This window comes from Streptomyces sp. NPDC005004, assembly GCF_053600675.1.
On record NZ_JBSGAH010000006.1, the window covers coordinates 69,846 to 93,895 of the forward strand.

The window sequence follows — 24,050 nt, forward strand, 5'->3', positions numbered from 1 at the left end:
GTCGGATCGTGACGACCGCCAGCTCCAAGGTTGCCATCAAGCCGCTCGAGGACCGCATTGTGGTCCAGCCGCTGGACGCCGAGCAGACCACGGCCTCTGGCCTGGTCATTCCGGACACCGCGAAGGAGAAGCCCCAGGAGGGCGCCGTCCTCGCCGTGGGCCCGGGCCGCTTCGAGAACGGCGAGCGCCTGCCGCTCGACGTCAAGGTCGGCGACATCGTGCTGTACAGCAAGTACGGCGGCACCGAGGTGAAGTACAACGGCGACGAGTACCTCGTCCTCTCGGCGCGCGACGTTCTCGCGATCATCGAGAAGTAGTTCACCCGAAGCAGTCTCTGCTTCCCCGCTGCGCCCCTGGCCCCCGCGACCGAGAGGAAGCCGGGCGGCCGGGGGCGCGGTCACATCCACCCAGATTTTCGAGAGGGCTACCGCTGTCATGGCGAAGACTCTGAAGTTCGACGAGGACGCCCGTCGCGCCCTTGAGCGCGGCGTCAACAAGCTGGCCGACACGGTGAAGGTGACGATCGGCCCCCGGGGTCGCAACGTCGTCATCGACAAGAAGTTCGGCGCGCCCACCATCACCAACGACGGTGTCACGATCGCCCGTGAGGTCGAGATCGAGGACCCGTTCGAGAACCTCGGCGCCCAGCTCGTGAAGGAGGTGGCGACCAAGACCAACGACATCGCGGGTGACGGCACCACCACCGCCACCGTGCTCGCCCAGGCGCTCGTGCGCGAGGGCCTGAAGAACGTCGCCGCCGGTGCCTCCCCGGCCGCCCTGAAGAAGGGCATCGACGCCGCCGTCAAGGCCGTCTCCGAGGACCTGCACGCCGCGGCCCGTCCGATCGACGAGAAGTCGGACATCGCCGCCGTCGCCGCGCTGTCCGCCCAGGACGACCAGGTCGGCGAGCTGATCGCCGAGGCCATGGACAAGGTCGGCAAGGACGGTGTCATCACCGTCGAGGAGTCCAACACCTTCGGTCTGGAGCTGGACTTCACCGAGGGCATGGCCTTCGACAAGGGCTACCTGTCCCCGTACTTCGTCACCGACCAGGAGCGTATGGAGGCCGTCCTCGACGACCCGTACATCCTGATCAACCAGGGCAAGATCTCCTCGATCACCGAGCTGCTCCCGCTGCTCGAGAAGATCATCCAGACCAACGCCTCCCGCCCGCTGCTGATCATCGCCGAGGACGTCGAGGGCGAGGCCCTGTCGACCCTGGTGGTCAACAAGATCCGCGGCACCTTCAACGCCGTCGCGGTGAAGGCCCCCGGCTTCGGCGACCGCCGCAAGGCGATGCTGCAGGACATGGCCGTCCTCACCGGCGCCACCGTCATCTCCGAGGAGGTCGGCCTCAAGCTCGACCAGGCCGGTCTGGACGTGCTGGGCTCCGCCCGCCGCGTGACCGTCACCAAGGACGACACGACGATCGTCGAGGGCGCCGGCAAGTCCGAGGACGTCCAGGGCCGCGTCAACCAGATCAAGGCCGAGATCGAGAACACGGACTCCGACTGGGACCGCGAGAAGCTCCAGGAGCGCCTCGCGAAGCTGGCCGGCGGCGTGTGCGTGATCAAGGTCGGCGCCGCCACCGAGGTGGAGCTGAAGGAGAAGAAGCACCGTCTGGAGGACGCCATCTCCGCGACCCGCGCCGCGGTCGAGGAGGGCATCGTCTCCGGTGGTGGCTCCGCCCTGGTGCACGCCTCCAAGGTCCTCGACGACAACCTCGGCAAGTCCGGCGACGAGGCCACCGGTGTCTCGGTCGTCCGCAACGCCGTGGTCGAGCCCCTGCGCTGGATCGGCGAGAACGCCGGCCAGGAGGGCTACGTCATCGTCTCCAAGGTCAAGGACATGGAGAAGGGCCAGGGCTACAACGCCGCCACCGGCGAGTACGGCGACCTGATCAAGGCCGGCGTCATCGACCCGGTCAAGGTCACCCGCTCCGCCCTGGAGAACGCGGCCTCCATCGCCGCCCTCCTCCTGACGACCGAGACCCTGGTCGTCGAGAAGAAGGAAGAGGAAGAGGCCGCCGCCGGTCACGGCCACGGCCACGGTCACTCCCACTGACCCACCCTCACCACCACTGAGGCCCGGCCTCCCCACGGGGACGCCGGGCCTCGGCGTTGTCGGACCTTTGCTCTTCCTTTGCGGTCATCGCGACAGCGAAGCAAGACTGGCCGCTAGGGTCGAACACCCGTGCAGTCGGTGGAGGGGGAGAGTCCAAGTCATGGGTGAGAGCGGCGAGATACTCGACATCAAGATCGCTGACATCAAATCGACGGCGCCTCGTTTCCACCACGAGAGCGTTGCCCTCGCGCATGCTCTGACCAAGCTGAAGCACGGGCTGGCCGCGGCCGGAACACCGTGGGGCCACGACGAGCAGGGCGAGCGGTTCCACAAGCTGTACGGCCCGCACGTCAAGAAGATGGAGCACGCCACCCGGATCCTCGTCGACGGTCTGGCGAGCATTCACCAGGCCATGGTGGACATGGCCGACGGGCACGTCGACAACGAAGAGCTGATCCGGGGCATGTTCAGCCGCGTCCGGGTCGGACACGACGACAAGGGCGACGGCAAGTGAGCGTCGCGGACAAGGCCCGCAAGGTCGTCCAGGACATGACGGGGATGTGGTGGCCGGACGCCGACGAGGACGGGTTGCGGGACGCGGCCAAGGCGTGGCGGTCCTTCGCCGACGACGTCGACGACGTCACCTCTGCCGCCAACAGGGCGGCCGGCTCACTGATCGAGAACAACAAGGGCGAGGCCATCTCCGCCTTCGCCGACCCGTTCTGGCGTCGCTACCATCATGACGGCCACGGCTGGCTGAAGGACCTGGCCGAAGCCGCCCGCGCCATGGCCAAGGGGCTGGACGCGTACGCGGACACCGTGCACGCGGCCAAGAATAAGCTTGAACACGAACTGGAGATCGTCGGCGCCACCCTCGTTGCCGGTACCGCTCTGGCCGTGTTCACCGCCGGCATGTCGGAAGGCGCGGCAGTGGCCGCCGCGGCCACGGTCACGGAGGTCGCCGCCGGCCTGGGCGTAGCGGTGACCGAGGAGATCGCCACCATCGCGGCCACCACCTTCATGACCGCCGCCTTCGGCGGCATCGAATCCGTCACCGTGAACCTCGCCGTCACTCAGCCGGTCTCCATGGCGGTGGGCGAGCAGAAGGGCGGGCTCGATCTGGCTGAGGCTCACGAGGCCGGGGTCTACGGCGCGTTGCTGGGCGGTGGCCTCGGCGGTGCCGGAGCCACTGTTCGAGCCGTGCGCAACGCAGGGGGCGTCACCGAACTTCTCGGCGGTGTGCCGGTACCCTCTTTCGGCCCCGAGCCCGCCCTGGCCGGCGGTGCGGGCCCGGCTCTCGACGATCTCGGTCTGCTCATCACGGGAGACGGAGAGCCGAATGCGTGGCCGCGCAGCAAGCGAAGAGGACCGGTCAAACCGAAGTACCGAGCAGATCTCGCGGGCGACGAAGGCAAGGGGAGCCCGACCGAATCCCACACCTTGGCCAAGCATGTGGAGAAGACCGACCGACAGCTGAGAACCCGGTTGCGGCAGGAAAAAGAAATCAAAGGAAGCTCGAGTTTTATCAGCGAGGAGTCGGCACAGGATCTCACAGACCGGGTCATGCTCAAGGAACAAGCCGCGGTGAAGCGCTGGCTGGAGAAGGGGACCAAGCGGGACCTGGAGCTCGAATGCGACTTCGGTCAGGAGACCACCGGGCGAAGCTTGTCCCGAGAGGACTTCGTTCGCGGCACCGGGCCTCACGACGTTCACCGGGTATTCGTGCTTCTCCGCCGTGATCCCCAGATGCCGAGCGGCTACCGTATTCATACCTCCTTCCCGAAAGCCTGAGGCCAGAACCCCCCATGACTCGACCGGAGGATTCCATGGAGGAGGGCGAACGCTTCCCCGAACTCCACGATCTGCTCAGCTCCTACGCCTTCGCAGGCAACACGTTCACCGACACCGCCGAGGAACCCGGCCCGGCTCTGCACGCGTATATGCGTCAGGCGCTGCGTACGCCCGGGGCGCTGGACCGGGTGATCGCCGAGATCGACGACCTGCTGGAGACCGGTCTGTTCAGCGATGAAATCGCTGATGATGTGGACCTCCTGCCTCATGTGAATCCTCCCGCGGGCCGCACGGTTGAGCAGTGCCTTGCCGTGGTCCGCTCCCATCTCCGGCGGATCAGAGAAGGCGGAACACATCAGCACTCCTCTGTGCCTCGGACGGACTGGGAGTGGCGGAAGCGGTTCCCCGAGCTTCGGCATCTTCTGGCCGCCCACTTCCACCAGGACTTCTCACGGTTCTACGGATCGCACGGGGAAGCTCTGGACGACTACTTCTCGGCAAACCCGGCGGACGCCGTCTCCGAAACGGCGCGCGAAATCGAGTCGTTGCTCGCCATGGTCGAGACGGATGACGAACTCGACCATGTGACGGAGATCCTCGGACTCCAGGTCTACCCACCCGGCGGCGTTTCGCTGCGACGGTGGCTCACCGACATCCGGGACATCATCAGGCATCGCTCGTCATGACGTACAACTTCCTCACCGTGGAGCCCCTGGCGATCGGCGGCGTCATCACCGCGTTGGCGCGGTGCCTGCATCCGAGTGCCGAGGACTAGGACGTCGCCGACGAGGACACCGACCAGAATCTGGAACTGGGATGCCTCGGTGCTGTGCGAGATGGCGCGGGTTGCGGGGGGTGTCTCCACGTCCTTGGACGTCTACGTTCAGGAATCTGTCCAACTGCGCTACAGCGCGCGGGACTCGGCCGGCGCCTTCGCCCGGGCGGCGGATGCTGTCGTCCTCTTTCCCGCAGAGGAGATGCCGCCGAGCGCGTAATGGCTCGCCACGGGGCCGGGCTCGTGACGCGGGCTCGTCAGTACGAGTCCGGCGAGGAGGAGGAACCCCGCTTCACGATCGACAGGGTCGAATCGGCCGTCGCGGGGCTTCCTCACGTCACCGTCGCCCGTATCGCCGAAGTGGTCCCACCGGGAGCGCCTGCAAGCCCGGGACAAGCTGGAACGCATGAGAGCTCAACTCCCTGAGTAAGCAGCCGCGCTGGAGTCCCTGGACGCCCGCTTCGCCGAGATGACCGTCGGCGACACCGCCGGCCTGTTCTGCGATGAGGCGACCGGTGCCGATAGCGCCGCCATCACGCACGGATGGTGGTGGGACCGCCGTCCCGAACCGCTGCCTTGGCGACCTCACGAATCGGCAGCGGTGTGCGACCGGTGCGGGCACGGAGCACGCCGGTGACGGACGGAGCGGCACGCGTCCGCACCTCACCGGCGAGGCTCCTCGGCGCCTCGCCTCACTGCGGCCCGTACTTCCGCCCCGTCCGTGCGCTGAGCGTCCCCAGCAGCCCCCGGGGCGCGACCTTCGCCAGACCCATCAGGGTTTTGTAGCGGGGGTCGGGGATGGAGAGGGTCTTGCCGCGGGAGAGGTCTTCGAGGGCCTCGGCGACGACCTTGTCGGCGTCGAGCCACATCCAGCCGGGGATGTTGTCGGTGCCCATGCCGGCGCGCTCGTGGAATTCGGTGCGGACGAAGCCGGGGCACAGGGCCATCAGGCGGACGCCGCTGCCCGCGAGGTCCTTCGCCGCGCCCTGGGTGAACTGCACGACCCACGCCTTGGAGGCGCCGTACGTGCCGCGCGGGAGGAAGGCCGCCACCGAGGCGACGTTCACCACGCCGCCCCGCCCGCGCTCGCGCATCGCCTCCGTCGCCGCCGAGGTCAGCCGCAGGACCGCCTCGCAGTGCACCTTGAGCATCCGCAGCTCGTCGGCCATGGAGACGTCGAGATAGCGGCCCTTGTTGCCGAAACCGGCGTTGTTGACCAGCAGGTCGACGGGGTTGCGGCGGTCGCCGAGGCGCTCGGCGACGGTCTCGATGCCCTTGTCGTCCGCCAGGTCGGCGGTGAGCACCTCCGCCTCGATGCCGTGCCGGTCGTGCAGCTCGGTCGCCTGTTCCCGCAGCCGCCCGGTGTCGCGCGCCACCAGGACGAGGTCATGCCCGTCAGCCGCCAGCCGCCGCGCGAACGCGGCGCCGATCCCCGCGGTCGATCCCGTAATCAGAGCCGTTGTCATGGCCCAAGGGTAGTGACCCGGCCGGGCGGCGCACGTCGTCGGTGACGTGCCCTCAGCCTGCCCGTTCCGCCAGGTACTTGTGCAGCCGGGCCCGTACCTCCCCGTGCACCGTGTCGATCGCCGGGAGCAGCAGCGGCAGCAGCTCCTGCTCCGTGGTGACCGCACGGAACTGCATCGCCGCCGTCACCCCGTGCTCCGGCCGGTGCACGATCTCCACCGCGTCGCCCGCCCGGATCTCGCCCGGCTCGATCACCCGGAGGTAGGCGCCGGTCGCCGCCTTCCGGGTGAACCTCTTCACCCATCCCCGTTGGTCCAGATGGCCCTGGAACGTACGGCACGGGATACGCCCCGAGGTGACCTCCAGAACCAGCTCCGGACCGACCCGCCACCGCTCGCCGATGACCGCCCCGGACACCTCGACGCCGCCCAGGGTCAGGTTCTCGCCGAAGCAGCCGTTGGCCAAAGGTCGGCCCAGCTCCCGCTCCCACTCGTCCAGGTCCTCGCGCGCGAAGGCGTACACCGCCTGGTCGTCCCCGCCGTGATGGCGCAGGTCGCACACCGCGTCCCCGGCGAGCCCGCTCCCGCCGACCCCCTTGGGGCCCGGGGCCGTCACCCGCACCGGCCCCGCGACGGGCCGCTTGTCGATTCCCGTCAGGCCCTGCGCCTGGTCCGTGTACGGCAGCGCTCTGGGGTGCCCGAGATTGACGGAGAGAAGCTTCATGTGCGCACGGTACGTGACCGTCTCCCAAAGCGGCGACGCGATATTGGGCATCGCTCCCAAGCGCGGCTTATGCTCGACGTGTGATCGAGGCACGTCATCTCCGCGTCCTGCGCGCCGTCGCCACGACCGGCTCCTTCTCGGCGGCCGGCCGCGAGCTGGGCTGCACCCAGCCCGCCGTGAGCCAGCAGATGAAGGCGCTCGAAGCCTCGGTCGGCACCCCGCTGCTGGTGCGCGGCGGCCGCGAGATGCGGCTGACCCAGGCCGGAGAAGCCCTGGTCAGGCACGCCTCCGGCATCCTCGCCGGACTCACCGCCGCGGAGGAGGAGGTCGCCGCGATCGCGGGACTGAGGGCGGGCCGGGTCCGGCTCGTCTCCTTCCCGAGCGGCAGCTCCACCCTGGTCCCCAGCGCCCTGGCCGCCCTGCGCGCCGCCCACCCCGGCACCCGCGTCTCCCTGGAGGAGGCCGAGCCTCCGAAGTCCGTCGAACTGCTGCGCGAGGGCGACTGCGACCTGGCCCTCGCCTTCCGCTACGCGGGCGCGGCCGCCGAGGAGTGGGACGACCTGGTCGTACGGCGTCTGCTGACGGACCGTCTCGTCGCCCTCGTCCCCGAGCGCCACCGGCTCGCCCGCGCCGAGTCCGTCGCCATCGGGGAACTGGCCGAGGAGCCCTGGATCGCGGGCTGTCCCCGCTGCCGGGGGCAGTTGGTGCAGGTCTGCGAGGGGGCCGGCTTCACCCCGCGCATCGACTTCGCCACCGACGACTACCCGGCGGTGATCGGCCTGGTCGGCGCCGGTCTCGGGGTGGCGGTGCTGCCCCAGCTCGCGGTGGACTCGGTACGGCCCCGGGGCGTGCGCGTGGTCCGCCTGGAACCGGCGGTACGACGCGAGATCGTCGCGCTCACCCTCCCCGACCTGGCCCAGGTCCCGGCGGTGGCGGCGACGCTGGAGCAACTCACGCGGGCGGCCGAGGGTCTGAGGCGGCAGGCGTAGGCGCCCGCAGTCGCCCCGCGGGCGGAGGTGCTGCGGGGGAACGGGCGAAGGCGCTGGTCACGGCTGGTCTATGGCACCAAGGGTCCGGGACACGTGTGGGCGTGCCCGGTGAGACTTATACAGAAACGTTCCTTCAGGTGTTGGGGGCGGCGCCCCCGCCGGTGGTCGACGCCGACACCAGGCGGTTGCGTGCCCGCCCCATCAGCTCCTCGCGCTCGTCCTCGGTGAGGCCGCCCCACACGCCGTACGGCTCCCGTACCGCCAGGGCGTGTGCCGCACATTCGGCCCGGACCGGGCACCTCATACAGACCTCCTTGGCCGAGTTCTCACGAGCGCTCCGAGCCGCCCCGCGCTCGCCCTCCGGGTGAAAGAAGAGCGAGCTGTCCACCCCGCGGCAGGCGGCCAGCAACTGCCAGTCCCACAGGTCCGCGTTCGGTCCGGGAAGGCGGGAGAAATCTGCCATTACGTGACCCCTTGTAGCCGTTCTGGGCGGATACGGTGCCTTCGACCGTACATCTGCGGTCTAAGGAGATGAAAATATGACTCATTGCGAATCTAGCTCTAGACACCGTGAAATGGGAGCAAAAAGGTCTAAATGGGGCATGGGTTGTGATGAAACGGCGAGGGTCGGTCGGCCATGTCTCCACCGTGTCGGCCCCCTCACGTAGAGTGCCGAAGACAGCGTGTGGCCCCGTAACTCTTTCGAGTGACCGTCGTTGAGAGTGCGGAGGCGGTTGAAAACACAAGTGCTCGGGCAGGCGTCCGAGACGGTCGACCGCACAGGTGACGATTCCGTACCAGCCTGGAGGCTCAAGGTGACGCGCATCAGCTGCGGAGGGCGGTCATGACATCCGTCCTCGTCTGCGACGACTCCCCGCTTGCCCGAGAGGCGCTCCGCCGCGCGGTCGCGACCGTGCCCGGCGTCGAGCGTGTGACGACGGCTGCCAACGGCGAGGAAGTCCTCCGCCGCTGGGGTGCCGACCGCTCCGACCTCATTCTCATGGACGTCCGCATGCCCGGCCTGGGCGGTGTCGAGACCGTGCGTCGGCTGCTGTCCGCCGACCCGGGCGCGCGGATCATCATGCTCACCGTCGCCGAGGACCTCGACGGCGTGGCGCTGGCCGTCGCGGCCGGGGCGCGCGGCTATCTGCACAAGGACGCCTCGCGCGCCGAACTGCGGGCCACGGTGACGCAGGCCCTCGCCGACCCGACCTGGCGGCTGGCCCCGCGTCGGCTGCGCTCGGCCGAGATGGGGGCGGCGCCCACGCTCACCGCGCGGGAGATCCAGGTCCTCGAGGGCATGAGTCACGGCCGCTCCAACGCCGAGATCGGCCGCGAGCTGTTCCTCTCCGAGGACACCGTCAAGACCCACGCCCGGCGCCTGTTCAAGAAGCTCGGCGCCTCCGACCGCGCCCACGCGGTGGCACTCGGCTTCCGCTGGGGTCTGGTCCGCTAGGACATGCGCGGCGGCGGTGCCCCGCCACCCGTCGCTCCCCGCCTGCCGACCGGCGGGCGGGGCGGACCGGGTGCACGGGGGCTCGCGCTTCCGGCTGTCTGTTCGCCTGCGCTCGCGGTGCGCTGTCGCACGCCGCGTGGCGCCGGTCGCTCACGGGGGCTGTCCGAGGGGCTTTCGCTGTGGAGCCGGTCGTGCGACCGGCGTCCGGAGGTGGGCTGTGATGCGGTCACCTGGCGGTGGGCCGGGGCGGTTTGCTGTCGTCGAGTTCGGGCGTGCGCGTGACGGTGTGCGTGGGTGGTGCTCGGGGGCGGTGGTGGCGGTGACGGTGGTTCGTGCTGCGGGGGTGTCGCGTGGTGCCGGACTGCTGCCACGTGGTGCCGGGTTGCGGTGTGGGGCGGGGCTACCTGGGGTGTCGCCACAGGGTGGCCGGCCATATGGGTCGTCGGCACGTGGGGGCGGTGCACATATGGCCTCCCCACATGGGTTGTCGGCACATGGGGGCGGTCCACATAGGGCCTCGGCACATGGGGTCCGGCTGAACGGCGGCGCGCCACATGAGGCGCGGGCACACAGAACCGCACCACAGGGAGTCCGGGCACCCGACGGCCTGCCCCCGCAGAGCCGGCCCGCACGCCTCGCACGAGCCGCCCGTGCCCCCGCTCCACCCCCCACTCCCCCCACCCCCGAAGGTGCCCGCTGCTCGTTTCCGTGGGGATGCCGCATCCTTGAGGTGTGGAGTCTCTCGGGGAGTCGGTCAAGCGGAAGGGGAGGGTGCGGCGGATGACTGCTGCGGGCGCACCTGCTCATAACGCTTCGGTGCACAACCACGAACGCGATGCGACGGACCGGACGGCCGCAAGGCACCATGGACCGATGCGCGACGAGGAGGCGAGCACGGCTCACGGGGCGATCGGCGCCTTGGTACACCGTGCCGTCGACGGGGACGAGCAGGCCACGCACGACCTGCTCGCGCACGTCCACCCCCTCGCCCTGCGCTACTGCCGCACCCGCCTGTCCCGGTTGCCCGGCGACGCGCGCCACTTCGTCGAGGACCTCGCCCAGGAGGTCTGTGTCGCGGTGCTGCTCGCCCTGCCGCGCTACCGCGACACCGGCCGCCCCTTCGAGGCGTTCGTCTTCGCCATCGCCTCGCACAAGGTCGCCGACCTCCAGCGCGCCGCGATGCGGCACCCGGGGTCCACGGCCGTTCCCTCCGACGAGATGCCCGAGCGCCCCGACGACTCCCTCGGCCCCGAGGAGCGCGCCCTGCTCAGCAGCGACGCGGCGTGGGCCAAGAAGCTGCTGGCCAACCTCCCCGAGAACCAGCGCGAGCTGTTGCTGTTGCGTATCGCCGTCGGCTTGACCGCGGAGGAGACGGGGCAGATGTTGGGAATGTCACCAGGAGCGGTACGGGTGGCGCAGCACCGCGCGCTGAGCAGGCTGCGCGCGCTGGCCGAGCAGTAGCCCCCGCGCCGCCCCCTGGCGGTCCGCCGAGGCCGGGACGACCGGCCTACGCGGAGCGAAAAAGCGGTGGTGGGACGGCCGAAGGGCAGTCCGGGCAGGGCGGGCGCGCGGCCGTGCGTGAACGCGCGCGCCACCGTTTCCGTACGAAAACACGAAGCCCGCGGTGCCCCCACAGCGTGGAATTTGCTGGCGACGCTTCCCGTTAGCATGGACATCCGCACCGATCAAGGCCATTTGGGGAAGGTGTCATGACTGCCAACGTCGACGGAGTGCCCGGTAAATTCGCGACACTCGGGCTGACCTACGACGACGTGCTGCTGCTCCCGGGCGCGTCGGACATGGCGCCCGAGGACATCGACACCTCCTCGTACGTCTCCCGCAACGTGCGTGTCAACATCCCGCTGCTGTCCGCCGCCATGGACAAGGTGACCGAATCCCGCATGGCGATCGCGATGGCCCGCCAGGGCGGCGTCGGCGTGCTGCACCGCAACCTGTCGATCGAGGACCAGGCCAACCAGGTCGACCTGGTGAAGCGGTCCGAGTCCGGCATGGTCACCGACCCGATCACCATCCACCCGGAGGCCACGCTCGCCGAGGCCGACGCGCTGTGCGCGAAGTTCCGCATCAGCGGCGTCCCGGTGACCGACGCGGAGAAGAAGCTCCTCGGCATCGTCACCAACCGCGACATGGCCTTCGAGACCGACCGCAGCCGCCGGGTGCACGAGGTCATGACGCCCATGCCGCTGGTCACGGCCAAGGTCGGCATCTCCCGCCCCGAGGCGATGGAGCTGCTGCGCAAGCACAAGATCGAGAAGCTGCCGCTGGTCGACGACCGCGGTGTGCTCAAGGGCCTGATCACGGTCAAGGACTTCGTCAAGGCCGAGCAGTACCCGAACGCGGCCAAGGACGGCGAGGGCCGGCTGCTGGTCGGCGCGGCCGTCGGCGTGGCCGGTGACTCCTTCGAGCGCGCGCAGGCGCTGATCGAGGCCGGCGCCGACTTCATCGTCGTGGACACCGCGCACGGTCACTCCCGGCTGGTCGGCGACATGATCGCCAAGATCAAGTCGAACTCCTCCGGCGTCGACGTCATCGGCGGCAACATCGCCACCCGCGATGGCGCCAAGGCGCTGGTCGACGCGGGCGCCGACGGCATCAAGGTCGGTGTCGGCCCGGGCTCGATCTGCACCACGCGCGTGGTCGCCGGTGTCGGCGTCCCGCAGGTCACCGCGATCTACGAGGCGGCGCTGGCCGCCAAGGAGGCCGGTGTCCCGGTCATCGGCGACGGTGGCCTGCAGTACTCCGGTGACATCGCCAAGGCCCTGGTCGCCGGCGCCGACACCGTGATGCTCGGCTCGCTGCTCGCGGGCTGCGCGGAGTCCCCGGGCGAGCTGCTCTTCATCAACGGCAAGCAGTTCAAGTCGTACCGCGGCATGGGCTCGCTCGGCGCGATGCAGACCCGCGGCGACCGCAAGTCCTTCTCCAAGGACCGCTACTTCCAGGAGGGCGTCGCCTCCGACGAGCAGCTCATCCCCGAGGGCATCGAGGGCCAGGTGCCCTACCGCGGCCCGCTGTCCTCCGTGGTCCACCAGTTGGTCGGCGGTCTGCGCCAGTCGATGTTCTACGTCGGCGGCAGCACCGTGCCCGAGCTGCAGGAGCACGGCCGGTTCGTCCGGATCACCTCGGCGGGCCTCAAGGAGAGCCACCCGCACGACATCCAGATGACGGTCGAGGCGCCGAACTACAGCAGCCGCGCCTGACCCGCACCCACGCGGAGCACCTGACGAGGGCGGTCCCGGTTCCACCGGGGCCGCCTTTGCCATGGGTGTCGGGGATACTGGAAGAGCCGAAACGCAAGAGGAAAGGCATGACGTGACTGAGATCGAGATCGGGCGCGGCAAGCGCGGCCGCCGGGCGTACGCCTTCGACGACATCGCCGTCGTCCCCAGCCGCCGCACGCGAGACCCGAAGGAGGTCTCGATCGCCTGGCAGATCGACGCCTACCGTTTCGAGCTGCCGTTCCTGGCCGCTCCCATGGACTCGGTGGTCTCCCCGGCCACCGCGATCCGCATCGGTGAGCTGGGCGGCCTCGGCGTCCTCAACCTGGAGGGTCTGTGGACCCGCCACGAGGACCCGCAGGCGCTGCTCGACGAGATCACCGAGCTGCCAGACGAGCTGGCCACCCGCCGTCTGCAGGAGATCTACGCGGCTCCCATCAAGGAGGAGCTGATCGGCGCGCGCATCAAGGAGGTGCGCGACTCCGGCGTGGTCACGGCGGCGGCGCTCTCCCCGCAGCGCACGGCGCAGTTCTCCAAGGCCGTCGTCGACGCGGGCGTGGACATCTTCGTCATCCGCGGCACGACCGTCTCGGCGGAGCACGTGTCGTCCTCGCACGAGCCGCTGAACCTCAAGCAGTTCATCTACGAGCTGGACGTCCCGGTGATCGTCGGCGGCTGCGCGACCTACACCGCCGCGCTGCACCTGATGCGCACCGGCGCCGCCGGTGTGCTGGTCGGCTTCGGCGGCGGCGCCGCGCACACCACGCGCAACGTGCTCGGCATCCAGGTTCCGATGGCGACGGCCGTCGCGGACGTGGCGGCGGCCCGCCGCGACTACATGGACGAGTCCGGCGGTCGCTACGTGCACGTGATCGCGGACGGCGGTGTCGGCTGGTCCGGCGACCTGCCGAAGGCGATCGCCTGCGGTGCCGACGCGGTCATGATGGGCTCCCCGCTGGCCCGCGCCACCGACGCGCCCGGCCGCGGTCACCACTGGGGCATGGAGGCGGTGAACGAGGAGCTGCCGCGCGGCAAGAAGGTGGACCTCGGCACCGTCGGCACCCTGGAGGAGGTGCTCACCGGACCGTCGCACACCCCGGACGGTTCGATGAACTTCTTCGGCGCCCTGCGCCGCGCCATGGCCACCACCGGCTACAGCGAGCTGAAGGAGTTCCAGCGCGTCGAGGTGACGGTGGCGGACAGCCAGCACCGCCGCTGACCCGTACGAGACAGCACGAGGGCCCGGCCACCACGACGGTGGCCGGGCCCTCGCGGTGTGCGAGGGCCGTCAGCCGGCGGCCTTGCGGGTGCCGGTGAACGCGGTGTACCCGGCTATGACGAAGAAGAGCCAGGTCAGCGGGTCCATCTCCTCCTGCCAGGCGTCCTGGACGACCGAGAAGTGGCTCAGGAAGACGGTGAGGAAGTCCCGGTGCACCAGCTTGGCGATGATCATTGCCTCGCCGACCAGCTGGCCGAGGTACACCGCGGCGAGCGCGAGCACCACGCTGACGATCGGGAGGACGGCGTTGCGGCCGCCGACCTTGCCCGCCGCGAGACCGATGACGAAGCCGACACCCACGGCCGCCCAGCCGATCTCGTGCTCGGTGAGGCCGATGACGACCCCGTAGAGCCCGCCCGCGACCACGGCGGCGCCGAGGGCGGTGAGCAGACCGCCGACCAGGTTGCTCCGGACCGGTGCCTGCGGTGCCGGGGGCGCGACGGGTACGGCGCCCGGCTCACCGGCGTACGGGTTGCTCGCGGTCGGCTCGTCGGCCTGCGGAGACTGCGGGACGGGCGGCGGTGCTGACCGGCTCATGACGGAATCCCCCCGAGTGCCGTGGGCACCCCTGGACCAAGAAGAAATGGAAGACGACGCGCACATCTGTGCGACGAGTCCGGGGGAGATTAACAGCCGGGTACGACAACACCCGTCTGGTTTTTCCGTCTGAGGCTGTTTCAGAGCCGGTGCGCGGCTCCCGTGGGGGTGGCGCCCCGGGTGTCCAGCAGCAGTTGCGCCTTCACCGACAGGCCCTGGAGGTCGTAGGTGCGGTGGGGCTGGAGGAGGACCGTCAGGTCGGCGTCGGCCGCCGCCTCGTAGAGGGAGTCGGCGCGTGGGACCGGGTGGTTCAGGACGCTCCAGGAGGGGACCAGCGGGTCGTGGTAGCTGACGGAGGCGCCCAGTTCCATCAGGCGGAGGGCGATCTCGTGGGCGGGGGAACCCTGCTGGTCGGCGAGGTCGGCCTTGTAGGTGACACCGAGCAGCAGCACGCGCGCGCCCCGGGCGGACTTGCCGTGCTCGTTGAGCAGGGCGGCGGCGCGCTGGACGACGTAGCCGGGCATCCGGCTGTTGACCTGCTGCGCCAGTTCCACCATGCGCAGACCCCGGCTCGCGTGGCCGGCGAGGTCCTGCGGGACGGAGTGGCCGCCGACGCCGGGGCCCGGCCGGAACGCCTGGAAGCCGAACGGCTTGGTCTCCGCGCAGCGCACGACGTCCCACAGGTCGATGCCCAGCTCGTGGCAGAGGACGGCCATCTCGTTGACGAGCGCGATGTTGACGTGCCGGAAGTTGGTCTCCAGGAGCTGGACGGTCTCCGCCTCCCGCAGTCCGCGCGCGCGGACGACCTTGTCGGTGAGGCGTCCGTAGAAGGCGGCGGCCGACTCGGTGCAGGCGGGGGTGAGGCCGCCGATGACACGAGGGGTGCCCGCGGGGGTGCGGTCGCGGTTGCCCGGGTCCACCCGGCTGGGTGAATAGGCGAGGTGGAAGTCGCGCCCGGCGCGCAGCCCGGAGCCGCGTTCCAGGAGGGGACGCAGGACGTCCTCGGTGGTGCCGGGGAGGACGGGCGACTCCAGGACGACGGTGGTGTGCGGGCGGAGCTGTCCGGCCAGGACGCGGGCGGCGGCCTCGACCTGGCCGAGGTCGGGGGAGCCGTCGGCGCCGCGCGGGGTCGGCGCGCAGATGACGGCGGTACGGACGCGGCCGAGGTGGACGGGGTCGGTGCCGGGGCGGAAGCCGGTGGAGCGCATCCGGCGCAGTTCGGCGGGGCTGAGCGAGCCCGCCTCGGGTCCGGTGGCGTAGCCGATGGTCGGGATGCCTGCGGCGACGGCGGCCTGGGCCAGCGGCAGGCCGTAGGGACCGAGTCCGATGACGGCGAGGTCTGCGGGCATGGCGTGGGCCGTCCTTCCCGTTAGCCGAAGTGGGACAGGTGCGCAAGCGGTGTGGACCGGCTGAGCGAGCGCACTGTCAGACTAGGTAAAAATATGACCGTTATGTGTGATTGTGTTCGTGTGTCTTCCGTGTCATGCGGGGGACACGGGGGAGTTGTCCACAGGGCGGAAGTCCGTGGTGGCTGAAGCCGCGCGAGGCGGTCAGAATTTGGGCATGAGGAGGGGGTGAACCGGGCTTCGCCCACCGGGTGCGGCCGACGCGAGCAGGTTCTGCGAGGAGCGGGAGGCAGCGGTGAGGACAGCGAGTCTTGATCCGGCGCAGCGCGCCGAGGCACTGGCGGAGATGGCGGAGCGCGAACTGGACGTGCTGGTCGTCGGCGGCGGCATCGTGGGCGCCGGGACCGCACTGGACGCCGCCACACGCGGGCTGTCCACCGGGATAGTCGAGGCCCGCGACTGGGCCTCCGGCACCTCCAGCAGGTCCAGCAAACTGATACACGGCGGTCTGCGCTATCTCGAGATGCTCGACTTCCCCCTCGTCCGCGAGGCGCTGAAGGAACGCGGACTGCTGCTGGAGCGGCTCGCCCCGCACCTGGTCAAGCCGGTGCCGTTCCTCTACCCGCTCCAGCACCGCGGCTGGGAGCGGCTCTACGCGGGCACGGGCGTCGCGCTGTACGACGTGATGTCGATGGCCCGAGGACACGGCCGGGGCCTGCCCCTGCACCGCCACCTCAGCCGCACCCGCGCCCTGCGCGTCGCTCCCTGTCTGCGCAAGGACGCCCTGGTCGGCGCCCTGCAGTACTACGACGCCGAGGTGGACGACGCCCGCTTCGTGGCCACCCTGGTGCGCACGGCGGTGTCCTACGGCGCGAAGGCGGCCAACCGCGCCCGGGTGATCGGGTTCCTGCGCGAGGGCGAGCGGGTGGTCGGCGTCCGGGTGGAGGACGTGGAGGGTGGCGGGGAATACGAGATCCGTGCCCGTCAGGTCGTCAACGCCACCGGGGTGTGGACCGACGACACCCAGGCACTGGTGGGGGAGCGCGGCCAGTTCCACGTCAAGGCGTCCAAGGGCGTCCATCTCGTCGTGCCCCGGGACCGTATCCACTCCAGCACCGGTCTGATCCTGCGTACCGAGAAGTCCGTGCTGTTCGTCATCCCCTGGGGCAGGCACTGGATCGTCGGCACCACCGACACCGAGTGGGACCTCGACAAGGCTCACCCGGCCGCCTCCAGCGCCGACATCGACTACGTCCTGGAGCACGTCAACTCGGTGCTCGCGGTGCCGCTCACCCGGGACGACGTCGAGGGCGTCTACGCCGGGCTGCGGCCGCTGCTGGCCGGCGAGTCCGAGGCCACCAGCAAGCTGTCGCGCGAGCACACCGTGGCGCACCCGGTGCCGGGGCTCGTGGTCGTCGCGGGCGGCAAGTACACGACCTACCGGGTGATGGCCGAGGACGCCGTCGACGCCGCCGTGCACGGCCTGGACCGGCGGGTGGCCGACTCCGTGACCGAGGAGATCCCGCTGCTCGGCGCCGAGGGCTACCCGGCGATGTGGAACGCCCGCGAGCGCATAGCCGCCCGCTCCGGACTGCATGTGGCCCGCGTCGAGCACCTGCTCAACCGGTACGGCTCGATGACCGACCAGCTCCTGGACCTCGTCGCCGCCGACCCGAGCCTGGGGGAGCCGCTGCGGCACGCGGACGACTACCTGCGCGCCGAGATCGTCTACGCCGCCTCGCACGAGGGCGCCCGGCACCTGGACGACGTGCTCACCCGGCGCACCCGCATCTCCATCGAGACCTTCGACCGGGGCACCCGCAGTGCCCGCGAGGCCGCCGAGCTGATGGCGCCGGTGCTCGGCTGGGACCAGGACCAGATCGACCGCGAGGTCGAGCACTACGAGAAGCGGGTCGAGGCCGAGCGCGAGTCCCAGCGCCAGCCGGACGACCTCACGGCGGACGCGGCGCGGCTGGGGGCGCCGGACATCGTGCCGCTGTAGGTCCCGGGAGCGCGGCACGGGGTTCCGGCGACGGGCCCGGGTTCCGGCGCCGGACTCCGGGACCTGACGGCCGAGCGCCCGGGTTCACTCGAACGAGTGGCCGAATCCGGGATCTCCGGCCGGAACCCGCGCGTTCTACCAGGTGCGAGGGCAGAACTCAGCGGCGAGCAGGGCCGGTTCGAGCCGGGGATCCGTCATCGCGTCCGTGTTCACGCGGAAGGTGAGCACATGGCCGCCGTCGGCCGTGGCGGCCGTGCGCACATAGCTTCCGCTGATCCGTCCGTTGTGTCCCCAGACGGTGACCCCGCACGGAAGCCGGGCCGGATAAAGGCCCATGCCGTACTTCCCCTGTGCGGCACGCGTGTCCATCATCTCGCGCAGCCGGCGCGGGGTGAGCAGCTCGCCGCCCAGCAGGGCCGCGTAGAAGCGGTCCAGGTCGTCGAGCGTGGTCACCAGCTCGCCCGCGGCGCCGGCCACGCGCGGGTCCAGTTCGGTGACGTCGGAGCCGTCGGCCGTGAAGGCGCGGCCGTGCGGCGCGGGAAGCGAGCGGCGCGAGCCGGGGAAGGAGGTGCCCGTCAGACCGAGCGGGGCGATGATCCTGCGCTGTGCCTCGGCGGCGTAGGGGTGGCCGGTGACCTGACGGATCACCATGCCGAGCAGGACGTAGTTGGTGCTGGAGTAGGAGTAGTGGCCCCGGCGGCCCGGAGGGAGGGTGAATGCGAGACCGACGGCCTGAGGCGCGGTCAAAGGAGCCGTGCCACCGGTGACATGCGTGAAATCGGGCAGTCCACTGGTGTGGGTCAGCAACTGACGCAGGGTGATGCGGCGGCCGTCCGGCAGCGGGCCGGAGCGGGGCCCGGTGGTCCGGGACGGCCGCAGCAGGCCAGGCAGGTGCTCGTCCACGGTGTCGGACAGCGACAGCCGGTGCTCTGCGGCCAGTTGCAGCACGACCACCGCGACGAACGTCTTGGTGATGCTGCCGGCCCGGAAGTGGTCGGTGCGCGCGATGCCCCGGCCGGTGTCGGCGTAGCGCGAGACACGCCCGGGACCGGTGCGGATCCGGTTCAGCAGCGCGGCGGCCGGGGCCCCGCCCTCGGTGACCAGCCGGGGCAGCACCGCGTCCGTGGTCCCGGCCGTGGCGGTGGTGCCGGAGGTGTCGGGTGACAAGGTGGGAGAAAGGAGCAGAGCCGCCGCGAGAACCGGTATGGACAGGACTGTCCGAAGCGTCGGCATGTGCGTCTCCTCCCTCGCCGGGGACATCATCCCGGCAACTGGAACATCTGGTTCAGGCGGCCTCCGGATATGGGGGACCGGCGGCGAGAACAGGGGCCCCCAGGGCATCGGCCACTTGTCGGGTGAGAGACAATGGAGGCTCTGTCAGGGCGGGTTGCATGAGGGGACGCATGTCGGAGGCGGAGCGGGCGGGGACATCCCGTCAGGAGACTCGTCAGGGCAAGAACGAGCGTCGTCTTCTCGCCGGGCGGTACCGGCTGGGGGACGTGCTGGGCCGGGGCGGCATGGGCACGGTGTGGCGTGCCGAGGACGAGACCCTGGGCAGGACGGTCGCGGTAAAGGAGCTGCGGTTCCCGTCGAACATCGACGAGGACGAGAAGCGGCGCCTGATCACGCGCACCCTGCGCGAGGCCAAGGCGATCGCCCGTATCCGCAACAACAGCGCGGTGACGGTCTTCGACGTGGTCGACGAGGACGACCGGCCGTGGATCGTCATGGAGCTGGTCGAGGGCAAGTCCCTGGCCGAGGTCATCCGCGAGGACGGCCTGCTGGAGCCGCGGCGCGCCGCCGAGGTCGGTCTCGCCGTCCTGGACGTGCTGCGCTCGGCGCACCGCGAGGGCATCCTGCACCGTGACGTGAAGCCGTCCAACGTGCTGATCGCCGACGACGGCCGGGTGGTGCTCACCGACTTCGGCATCGCGCAGGTCGAGGGCGACCCCTCCATCACCTCCACCGGCATGCTCGTCGGCGCGCCCTCCTACATCTCGCCGGAGCGCGCCCGCGGCCACAAGCCCGGCCCGGCGGCGGACCTCTGGTCGCTGGGCGGCCTGCTGTACGCGGCGGTCGAGGGCACCCCGCCGTACGACAAGGGTTCGGCCATCGCCACCCTCACCGCCGTGATGACCGAGCCCCTGGACGAGCCCAAGAACGCGGGCCCGCTGCGGGACGTCATCTACGGCCTGCTCACCAAGGACCCGGCGCAGCGGCTCGACGACGCGGGTGCCCGGGCCCTGCTCAACGACGTGATCCGCGCGCCGGAACCGCAGGTCCTGGAGCCCACGCGGGTCGTGCCGCTCCCGGTGCAGCCCGGTCCCGAGGAGAAGCGGGGCGAGGAGGCGTCGGACAAGCTGCGCGGGGCGCTGCGTTCGGTCCGCAAGGCGGGCGGAGCCGGAGCGGCAGGCGCCGCGGGTGCGAAGGCCGCCGGCCAGGGCGGTGCCTCCGGTGCGGGCGCGCCCAAGACCACGACGGCTTCCGGACCGGCCTCCCAGAGCGCCTCCGGGGCCTCCGACTCCGTCGGCAACAAGCCAAGTTCGGGCTGGCCCGTCATGCCGCCGCCGGACCTCGACCTGCCGCCGCGCCCGGTGCCCAAGGCGCCGCTGACCGACGTGGTGCCCAGGCGCACGCTGGTGATCATCGCGGTGGTGGTGGCGCTCGCGGTGATCGGCGTCGTCCTCGCCGTCACCCTCGGCGGTGGCGACGGGTCGGACAAGGGCGGCGGCTCCAAGGCGGCCCCCTCGTCCTCCGCCTCCGTCAAGCGGGACGACCACGACGGCAAGGGCAAGGGCGGCGGCGCCGCGCCCGACGGCGGCTCCTCGGCGAGCACCGCGAACGGCACGTCGGCGAGCGCGGAGACGGCCTCCTCCGAGTCCGGCTCGTCCGGATCGGACGACGACTCCTCGGGCTCCGGGAAGGGCGGCGCCGCACCGGTCGTCTCGACCCACAAGGCGGCCCAGGGCTACTCCATCGGCCTGCCCAAGGGCTGGTCGTACGAGTCCTCCTCGGACGCCGGCGACCGTTACACCGGCCCGGACGGCCAGAAACTGCTCGTCGCCTGGACCAGCACGCCCAAGGACGACCCGGTGGCGGACTGGAAGAACCAGGAGCGGTACATGGTCCGCTCCCAGTACAAGCGCATCGGCATAGACAAGGTGCACTACCGCGACTGGAACACGGCCGACTGGGAGTTCACCTACGTCGACGGCGGGACCAAGTACCGTTCCATCGACCGGGGTTTCGTGGTCAACGACCACCTCGGTCAGGCGCTGATGTACACCGCGAAGGCCGACCACTGGGACAGCGCGCTGCGCAAGGACACCTGGAAGACCCTGACGGAGTCCTTCGAGCCCAACTCGTGACCTGAAAGAGCCCAGTTCGGGAGCGCGAGAATCCGTCATCCCCTCAATGCGGGTTGCCTCCGGCACGTATCGTGAGTGGTCGCGGACCGTACGCGGCGGGGTGTACGCGCGGAACGGACCGCCAGGGGAACGATCCTGGGCGACCGTACGGCAGGGGGTGGCGACGTGGACGAATACGCGGGCCGAGTGCTCGCCGACCGCTACCGTCTGCCGTTGCCGCCCTCGGACGAGTACGAGCTGACGGAGACGCGGGCCTTCGACACCTACAGCGGCCAGGAGGTGATGGTCCGCCAGGTGCCGTTGCCCGAGGTCGTCGAGGCCGAGGTCATCGACTCCGAGGGGCTGCCCGACGGGTTCACCGCGCGTGAGCGCGGGCGGCGTCCCTCGGCGGCCCGGGGTGCCACCCGCAGGCCGGCCGACCCCGCCGTGCGACGCGCGCTGGAGGCCGCGCAGGCGGCCGCCCGGATACCGGACCACCCCCGCCTGGACCAGGTCTTCGACGTGTTCGCGGAGGGCGGTTCCCTCTGGATCGTCAGCGAACTGGTGTCCGCACAGCCCCTGTCGGCGCTCCTCGCCGAGCAGCCGCTCAACCCCTACCGCGCCGCCGAGGTCGCCTCCGACGTGCTGATGGCGCTGCGCGTCCTGCACGCCCACGGCTGGACCCACCGCAACGTCACCGCCCGCACCGTCCTCGTCTGCGACGACGGCCGCGTCCTGCTGACCGGCCTCGCGTCCGGGGCGGCGGAGGAGGCGCTGTGCGGGTACGACCCGGTGCCGGTGGAGCCCGGGGAGGTTCCGCCGGCGCAGCAGCATCCGGTCGGCGCTCCGGGTCCGGGCGGGCCGGGGACACCGGTCGAGGGGTCCGTCGGCGGGGCCACCGGGGTGCCGTTCGGCGCCCGTGCGGCCGACGCGGGCGCCCTGCCCGTCCGCCCGGGACCCGGTCCCGACGCCGGTGCCGACACCGACCCCGAGGCCGCCCGGCGTGCCGCGATCCAGGCGCGGGCCGCCGCCGCGGGCGGGGAGTCCGGGGCGTCCGGACGGCGCGCGCTGGAGAGCGGGGAGGACATCCGCGCCGCCCGCGCCGGTGCCATCGCCGCGTACCGCGCGGGAGCGCGTGCGGCGGCCCGGGTGAACGAGACCCAGGACCGTGCCGCCCTTCCCGGCGCCCGTACGCCCGAGCCGGGCGGGTCGAACGACGCCGAGGCCGGGGCCAGGTCGCCCTACGCCGAGCCGCGTCCGGCCGAGCCGCGCCGTGGCGAGTTGCCCGCCACCGGGCCCCATGCCGAGCGGCCGTACGCCAACGGGCGGGAGTCCACCCCGCCCGGCACCATCGCCGACCCCTACGGCGTGGCGGGCAGGCCCTGGCACGGGGCCGCTCCCCGCACCGGAGCCGTACCGTCGCCCGCGCCCGTCCCGCCCGGGGCGTTCGGTGGTGACACCGGTAACGGGGCCGCCGCCCACGGCGCCGAGCACATCCACCCCCAGCCCGCGATCCCCGCGCAGATCGGCGGAGTCTCCCGGTGGGACGAGATCGGTCCCGTCGGGGCCGCTCCGCGCGGGCCCGGCAACGCCATCGCCGCCGAGCGGGCCCGGCAGATGCGGATGAGCGTCGTCGGGGCCGTCACCGAGCGGTGGGCACCGGAGCAGGCCGGGCCGGTGCACGAGAACTGGCAGTTGGCCGCGCCGATCGGGCCCGCCACCGATCTGTGGGCGCTCGGGGCGCTGCTGTTCCGGGCGGTGCAGGGGCACGCGCCGTATCCCGAGGAGGCCACGGCCGAGCTGGTGCAGTTGGTGTGCGCCGAGCCGCCCGCCTTCGCGGAGGAGTGCGGGGCGCTGCGTCCGGTCGTGGAGTCGCTGCTGCGGCAGGACCCCACCGAGCGGCCGGACGTCGAGGAACTCGCCGGGTGGCTGCGCTCGTTGGTGCGTTCGGCGCCCGAGCCGGACGCCGGTGCGCATGTGGTGCCCGTGCCGCCCGCCGACCCGCGCAGGCTGCCGATAGTGCGGCGGCGCGGCGAGCTGGTGCGGCGGCGCCGCAACCGCGCGCCCGCCCGGAACCCGCACGCCCGGCACAAGCGGGGCCGTCCCGAGCCGGAGCGTTCACCGCGCAGCCTCGGTCGTCTCCTGGTGCTGCTCGTCCTGCTCCTGCTGGCCGGGGCGGTCGCCTACGCGATGCTGTTCCTGCCCAAGCGCGGCGAGGACGGCGCGGCGGGCCGCGACCACGCCGGTACGGCCGGACAGGCGAGTCCCGCCCCCTCCCACGAGCAGCGCCCAAGTGCCGGTGACGGCAAGGGCGATGACAAGGGGGACGACAAGCCGACCGCGTCCGCCCCCGCCGCCGAGACCCAGACCGGCGGTGCCTCGGTGGCCGACGGTTTCACCCTGCGCTCGGACCCGGACGGCTTCCGGGTCGCCGTCGCCAAGGGCTGGGACCGCACCCCCCGCAACAACAGCGGCCAAGTCGTGTACAGCCAAGGCAACTTCGAGCTGATCGTCGTGCCCGGTCGGGACGGTACGGGCACCAACGGCACCGACCCGATGGTGTACCAGCGGGACAAGGAGCGCGAACTCCAGCCGTACCGCTCCTCCAGCTGGGCCACCGCGACCGGTCTGAGGACCATCGAGGTGGGCGGACGCACCATGGCCGAGGGGCAGTTCACCTGGACGGACGCAGGCGGCCGCGACCTGTACGTGCGCAACATGGCGATGCTGCTGAACGGCCGCTACCACGTGGTCCAGGTCCGGGGTCCGGAGGCGGAGCGGGACGAGGTGACACGGCTGTACGACCAGGCCACGTCGACGTACCGCTACACCGGCTGAGCGGCCTGCCGCCGAGGCCGCGCGCCGAGCCACCGCCACGAGGCGCGCGAAGCGGCTAAACCCCGCGGGGGAGCCGGGGTTGGGTTCCCGCCGCGGCGCGGAAGCGACAACCGTCACAGTGCTGTCTCCGTAGGACCCCGCCGGTTCCCTGCGGGGCGGCCGGTCCTTAGTCTGACCCTGTCAAGAGCATTGCGGGGCAACGT

19 protein-coding genes are annotated in these 24,050 nt (G+C 71.2%); 13 read left to right on the forward strand and 6 right to left on the reverse strand.

What is annotated here, in order from left to right; genetic code table 11:
- The first annotated feature begins 8 nt into the window (after window positions 1-8).
- From groES to ACWEEU_RS10015, 5 genes are all read left to right on the forward strand, one after another.
- Entirely contained in the window at window positions 9-317 is a 309-nt protein-coding gene (gene groES, locus ACWEEU_RS09995) for a co-chaperone GroES (RefSeq protein WP_018543953.1), read from the forward strand.
- A gap of 118 nt (window positions 318-435) precedes the next feature.
- A complete protein-coding gene (gene groL, locus ACWEEU_RS10000; RefSeq protein ID WP_385741651.1) occupies window positions 436-2,064 on the forward strand; it encodes a chaperonin GroEL in 1,629 nt (542 codons plus the stop codon).
- A gap of 160 nt (window positions 2,065-2,224) precedes the next feature.
- A complete protein-coding gene (locus tag ACWEEU_RS10005; RefSeq protein WP_451730590.1) occupies window positions 2,225-2,578 on the forward strand; it encodes a hypothetical protein in 354 nt (117 codons plus the stop codon).
- Window positions 2,575-3,855, forward strand: a complete 1,281-nt coding sequence (locus ACWEEU_RS10010) for an RNase A-like domain-containing protein (protein ID WP_451730593.1) — start codon at window positions 2,575-2,577, stop codon at window positions 3,853-3,855. Before ACWEEU_RS10005 ends, ACWEEU_RS10010 begins: the two co-directional genes overlap by 4 nt.
- Before the next feature lie 35 nt (window positions 3,856-3,890).
- Window positions 3,891-4,541 carry a contact-dependent growth inhibition system immunity protein gene (locus ACWEEU_RS10015; RefSeq protein WP_451730596.1) on the forward strand — a complete coding sequence of 217 codons (651 nt, stop codon included), beginning with the start codon at window positions 3,891-3,893 and terminating at the stop codon, window positions 4,539-4,541.
- A gap of 781 nt (window positions 4,542-5,322) precedes the next feature.
- On the opposite strand, the gene ACWEEU_RS10020 is transcribed toward ACWEEU_RS10015, so the two are convergent.
- Both ACWEEU_RS10020 and ACWEEU_RS10025 read right to left on the reverse strand, forming a co-directional pair.
- The gene (locus tag ACWEEU_RS10020) at window positions 5,323-6,096 is read right to left on the reverse strand and encodes an SDR family NAD(P)-dependent oxidoreductase (protein ID WP_385741663.1); all 774 of its coding nucleotides are present in this window, start codon (window positions 6,094-6,096) and stop codon (window positions 5,323-5,325) included.
- Between the two features lie 52 nt (window positions 6,097-6,148).
- Window positions 6,149-6,817 (reverse strand): MOSC domain-containing protein, encoded by a 669-nt coding sequence (locus ACWEEU_RS10025; protein WP_451730600.1) that lies wholly within the window; start codon window positions 6,815-6,817, stop codon window positions 6,149-6,151.
- An 80-nt stretch (window positions 6,818-6,897) separates the two neighbouring features.
- Between ACWEEU_RS10025 and ACWEEU_RS10030 the strand changes: the two genes are divergently transcribed.
- On the forward strand, window positions 6,898-7,806 hold the full coding sequence (locus ACWEEU_RS10030; protein ID WP_385741669.1) for a LysR family transcriptional regulator: 909 nt from the start codon (window positions 6,898-6,900) through the stop codon (window positions 7,804-7,806).
- A 133-nt stretch (window positions 7,807-7,939) separates the two neighbouring features.
- Here the strand turns inward: ACWEEU_RS10030 and ACWEEU_RS10035 are convergent, their stop codons facing one another.
- Window positions 7,940-8,269 carry a WhiB family transcriptional regulator gene (locus ACWEEU_RS10035; RefSeq protein ID WP_199586195.1) on the reverse strand — a complete coding sequence of 110 codons (330 nt, stop codon included), beginning with the start codon at window positions 8,267-8,269 and terminating at the stop codon, window positions 7,940-7,942.
- 381 nt (window positions 8,270-8,650) lie between these two features.
- Here ACWEEU_RS10035 and ACWEEU_RS10040 point away from each other — a divergent pair, with 381 nt between their 5' ends.
- The 4 genes from ACWEEU_RS10040 to ACWEEU_RS10055 all read left to right on the forward strand — a co-directional run bounded on the left by ACWEEU_RS10040 (window position 8,651) and on the right by ACWEEU_RS10055 (window position 13,717).
- A complete protein-coding gene (locus tag ACWEEU_RS10040) occupies window positions 8,651-9,262 on the forward strand; it encodes a response regulator transcription factor (protein ID WP_003948568.1) in 612 nt (203 codons plus the stop codon).
- An 873-nt stretch (window positions 9,263-10,135) separates the two neighbouring features.
- Window positions 10,136-10,723 (forward strand): sigma-70 family RNA polymerase sigma factor, encoded by a 588-nt coding sequence (locus ACWEEU_RS10045; protein WP_018543959.1) that lies wholly within the window; start codon window positions 10,136-10,138, stop codon window positions 10,721-10,723.
- A 248-nt stretch (window positions 10,724-10,971) separates the two neighbouring features.
- The gene (guaB, locus tag ACWEEU_RS10050; protein WP_385741674.1) at window positions 10,972-12,480 is read left to right on the forward strand and encodes an IMP dehydrogenase; all 1,509 of its coding nucleotides are present in this window, start codon (window positions 10,972-10,974) and stop codon (window positions 12,478-12,480) included.
- A 112-nt stretch (window positions 12,481-12,592) separates the two neighbouring features.
- On the forward strand, window positions 12,593-13,717 hold the full coding sequence (locus ACWEEU_RS10055; protein ID WP_199586193.1) for a GuaB3 family IMP dehydrogenase-related protein: 1,125 nt from the start codon (window positions 12,593-12,595) through the stop codon (window positions 13,715-13,717).
- Between the two features lie 69 nt (window positions 13,718-13,786).
- Here ACWEEU_RS10055 and ACWEEU_RS10060 read toward each other — a convergent pair whose 3' ends face one another.
- Together ACWEEU_RS10060 and ACWEEU_RS10065 are read right to left on the reverse strand one after the other, a co-directional pair.
- The gene (locus ACWEEU_RS10060) at window positions 13,787-14,314 is read right to left on the reverse strand and encodes a hypothetical protein (protein ID WP_451730606.1); all 528 of its coding nucleotides are present in this window, start codon (window positions 14,312-14,314) and stop codon (window positions 13,787-13,789) included.
- A 140-nt stretch (window positions 14,315-14,454) separates the two neighbouring features.
- Entirely contained in the window at window positions 14,455-15,663 is a 1,209-nt protein-coding gene (locus ACWEEU_RS10065) for a nucleotide sugar dehydrogenase (protein WP_385741681.1), read from the reverse strand.
- A gap of 292 nt (window positions 15,664-15,955) precedes the next feature.
- Between ACWEEU_RS10065 and ACWEEU_RS10070 the strand changes: the two genes are divergently transcribed.
- Window positions 15,956-17,662 carry a glycerol-3-phosphate dehydrogenase/oxidase gene (locus tag ACWEEU_RS10070; protein WP_451730609.1) on the forward strand — a complete coding sequence of 569 codons (1,707 nt, stop codon included), beginning with the start codon at window positions 15,956-15,958 and terminating at the stop codon, window positions 17,660-17,662.
- Between the two features lie 135 nt (window positions 17,663-17,797).
- On the opposite strand, the gene ACWEEU_RS10075 is transcribed toward ACWEEU_RS10070, so the two are convergent.
- Window positions 17,798-18,895 carry a serine hydrolase domain-containing protein gene (locus ACWEEU_RS10075; protein WP_451730612.1) on the reverse strand — a complete coding sequence of 366 codons (1,098 nt, stop codon included), beginning with the start codon at window positions 18,893-18,895 and terminating at the stop codon, window positions 17,798-17,800.
- A 170-nt stretch (window positions 18,896-19,065) separates the two neighbouring features.
- Between ACWEEU_RS10075 and ACWEEU_RS10080 the strand changes: the two genes are divergently transcribed.
- Together ACWEEU_RS10080 and ACWEEU_RS10085 are read left to right on the forward strand one after the other, a co-directional pair.
- Complete coding sequence (locus ACWEEU_RS10080) at window positions 19,066-21,030, forward strand: serine/threonine-protein kinase (RefSeq protein ID WP_385741725.1); 1,965 nt, start codon at window positions 19,066-19,068, stop codon at window positions 21,028-21,030.
- 165 nt (window positions 21,031-21,195) lie between these two features.
- Window positions 21,196-23,847, forward strand: coding sequence for a protein kinase (locus ACWEEU_RS10085; RefSeq protein WP_451730615.1), 2,652 nt, complete (start codon window positions 21,196-21,198; stop codon window positions 23,845-23,847).
- Window positions 23,848-24,050: the final 203 nt, after the last annotated feature.

What these genes read in the sequence shown, in the direction of transcription:
- groL (WP_385741651.1), top strand. Translation starts at nt 436, where the DNA reads ATGGCGAAGACTCTGAAGTTCGACGAGGACGCCCGTCGCGCCCTTGAG.
- ACWEEU_RS10005 (WP_451730590.1), top strand. Translation starts at nt 2,225, where the DNA reads ATGGGTGAGAGCGGCGAGATACTCGACATCAAGATCGCTGACATCAAA.
- ACWEEU_RS10015 (WP_451730596.1), top strand. Translation starts at nt 3,891, where the DNA reads ATGGAGGAGGGCGAACGCTTCCCCGAACTCCACGATCTGCTCAGCTCC.
- ACWEEU_RS10020 (WP_385741663.1), bottom strand. Translation starts at nt 6,096, where the DNA reads ATGACAACGGCTCTGATTACGGGATCGACCGCGGGGATCGGCGCCGCG.
- ACWEEU_RS10025 (WP_451730600.1), bottom strand. Translation starts at nt 6,817, where the DNA reads ATGAAGCTTCTCTCCGTCAATCTCGGGCACCCCAGAGCGCTGCCGTAC.
- ACWEEU_RS10035 (WP_199586195.1), bottom strand. Translation starts at nt 8,269, where the DNA reads ATGGCAGATTTCTCCCGCCTTCCCGGACCGAACGCGGACCTGTGGGAC.
- ACWEEU_RS10040 (WP_003948568.1), top strand. Translation starts at nt 8,651, where the DNA reads ATGACATCCGTCCTCGTCTGCGACGACTCCCCGCTTGCCCGAGAGGCG.
- ACWEEU_RS10045 (WP_018543959.1), top strand. Translation starts at nt 10,136, where the DNA reads ATGCGCGACGAGGAGGCGAGCACGGCTCACGGGGCGATCGGCGCCTTG.
- guaB (WP_385741674.1), top strand. Translation starts at nt 10,972, where the DNA reads ATGACTGCCAACGTCGACGGAGTGCCCGGTAAATTCGCGACACTCGGG.
- ACWEEU_RS10060 (WP_451730606.1), bottom strand. Translation starts at nt 14,314, where the DNA reads ATGAGCCGGTCAGCACCGCCGCCCGTCCCGCAGTCTCCGCAGGCCGAC.
- ACWEEU_RS10065 (WP_385741681.1), bottom strand. Translation starts at nt 15,663, where the DNA reads ATGCCCGCAGACCTCGCCGTCATCGGACTCGGTCCCTACGGCCTGCCG.
- ACWEEU_RS10075 (WP_451730612.1), bottom strand. Translation starts at nt 18,895, where the DNA reads ATGCCGACGCTTCGGACAGTCCTGTCCATACCGGTTCTCGCGGCGGCT.
- ACWEEU_RS10080 (WP_385741725.1), top strand. Translation starts at nt 19,066, where the DNA reads ATGTCGGAGGCGGAGCGGGCGGGGACATCCCGTCAGGAGACTCGTCAG.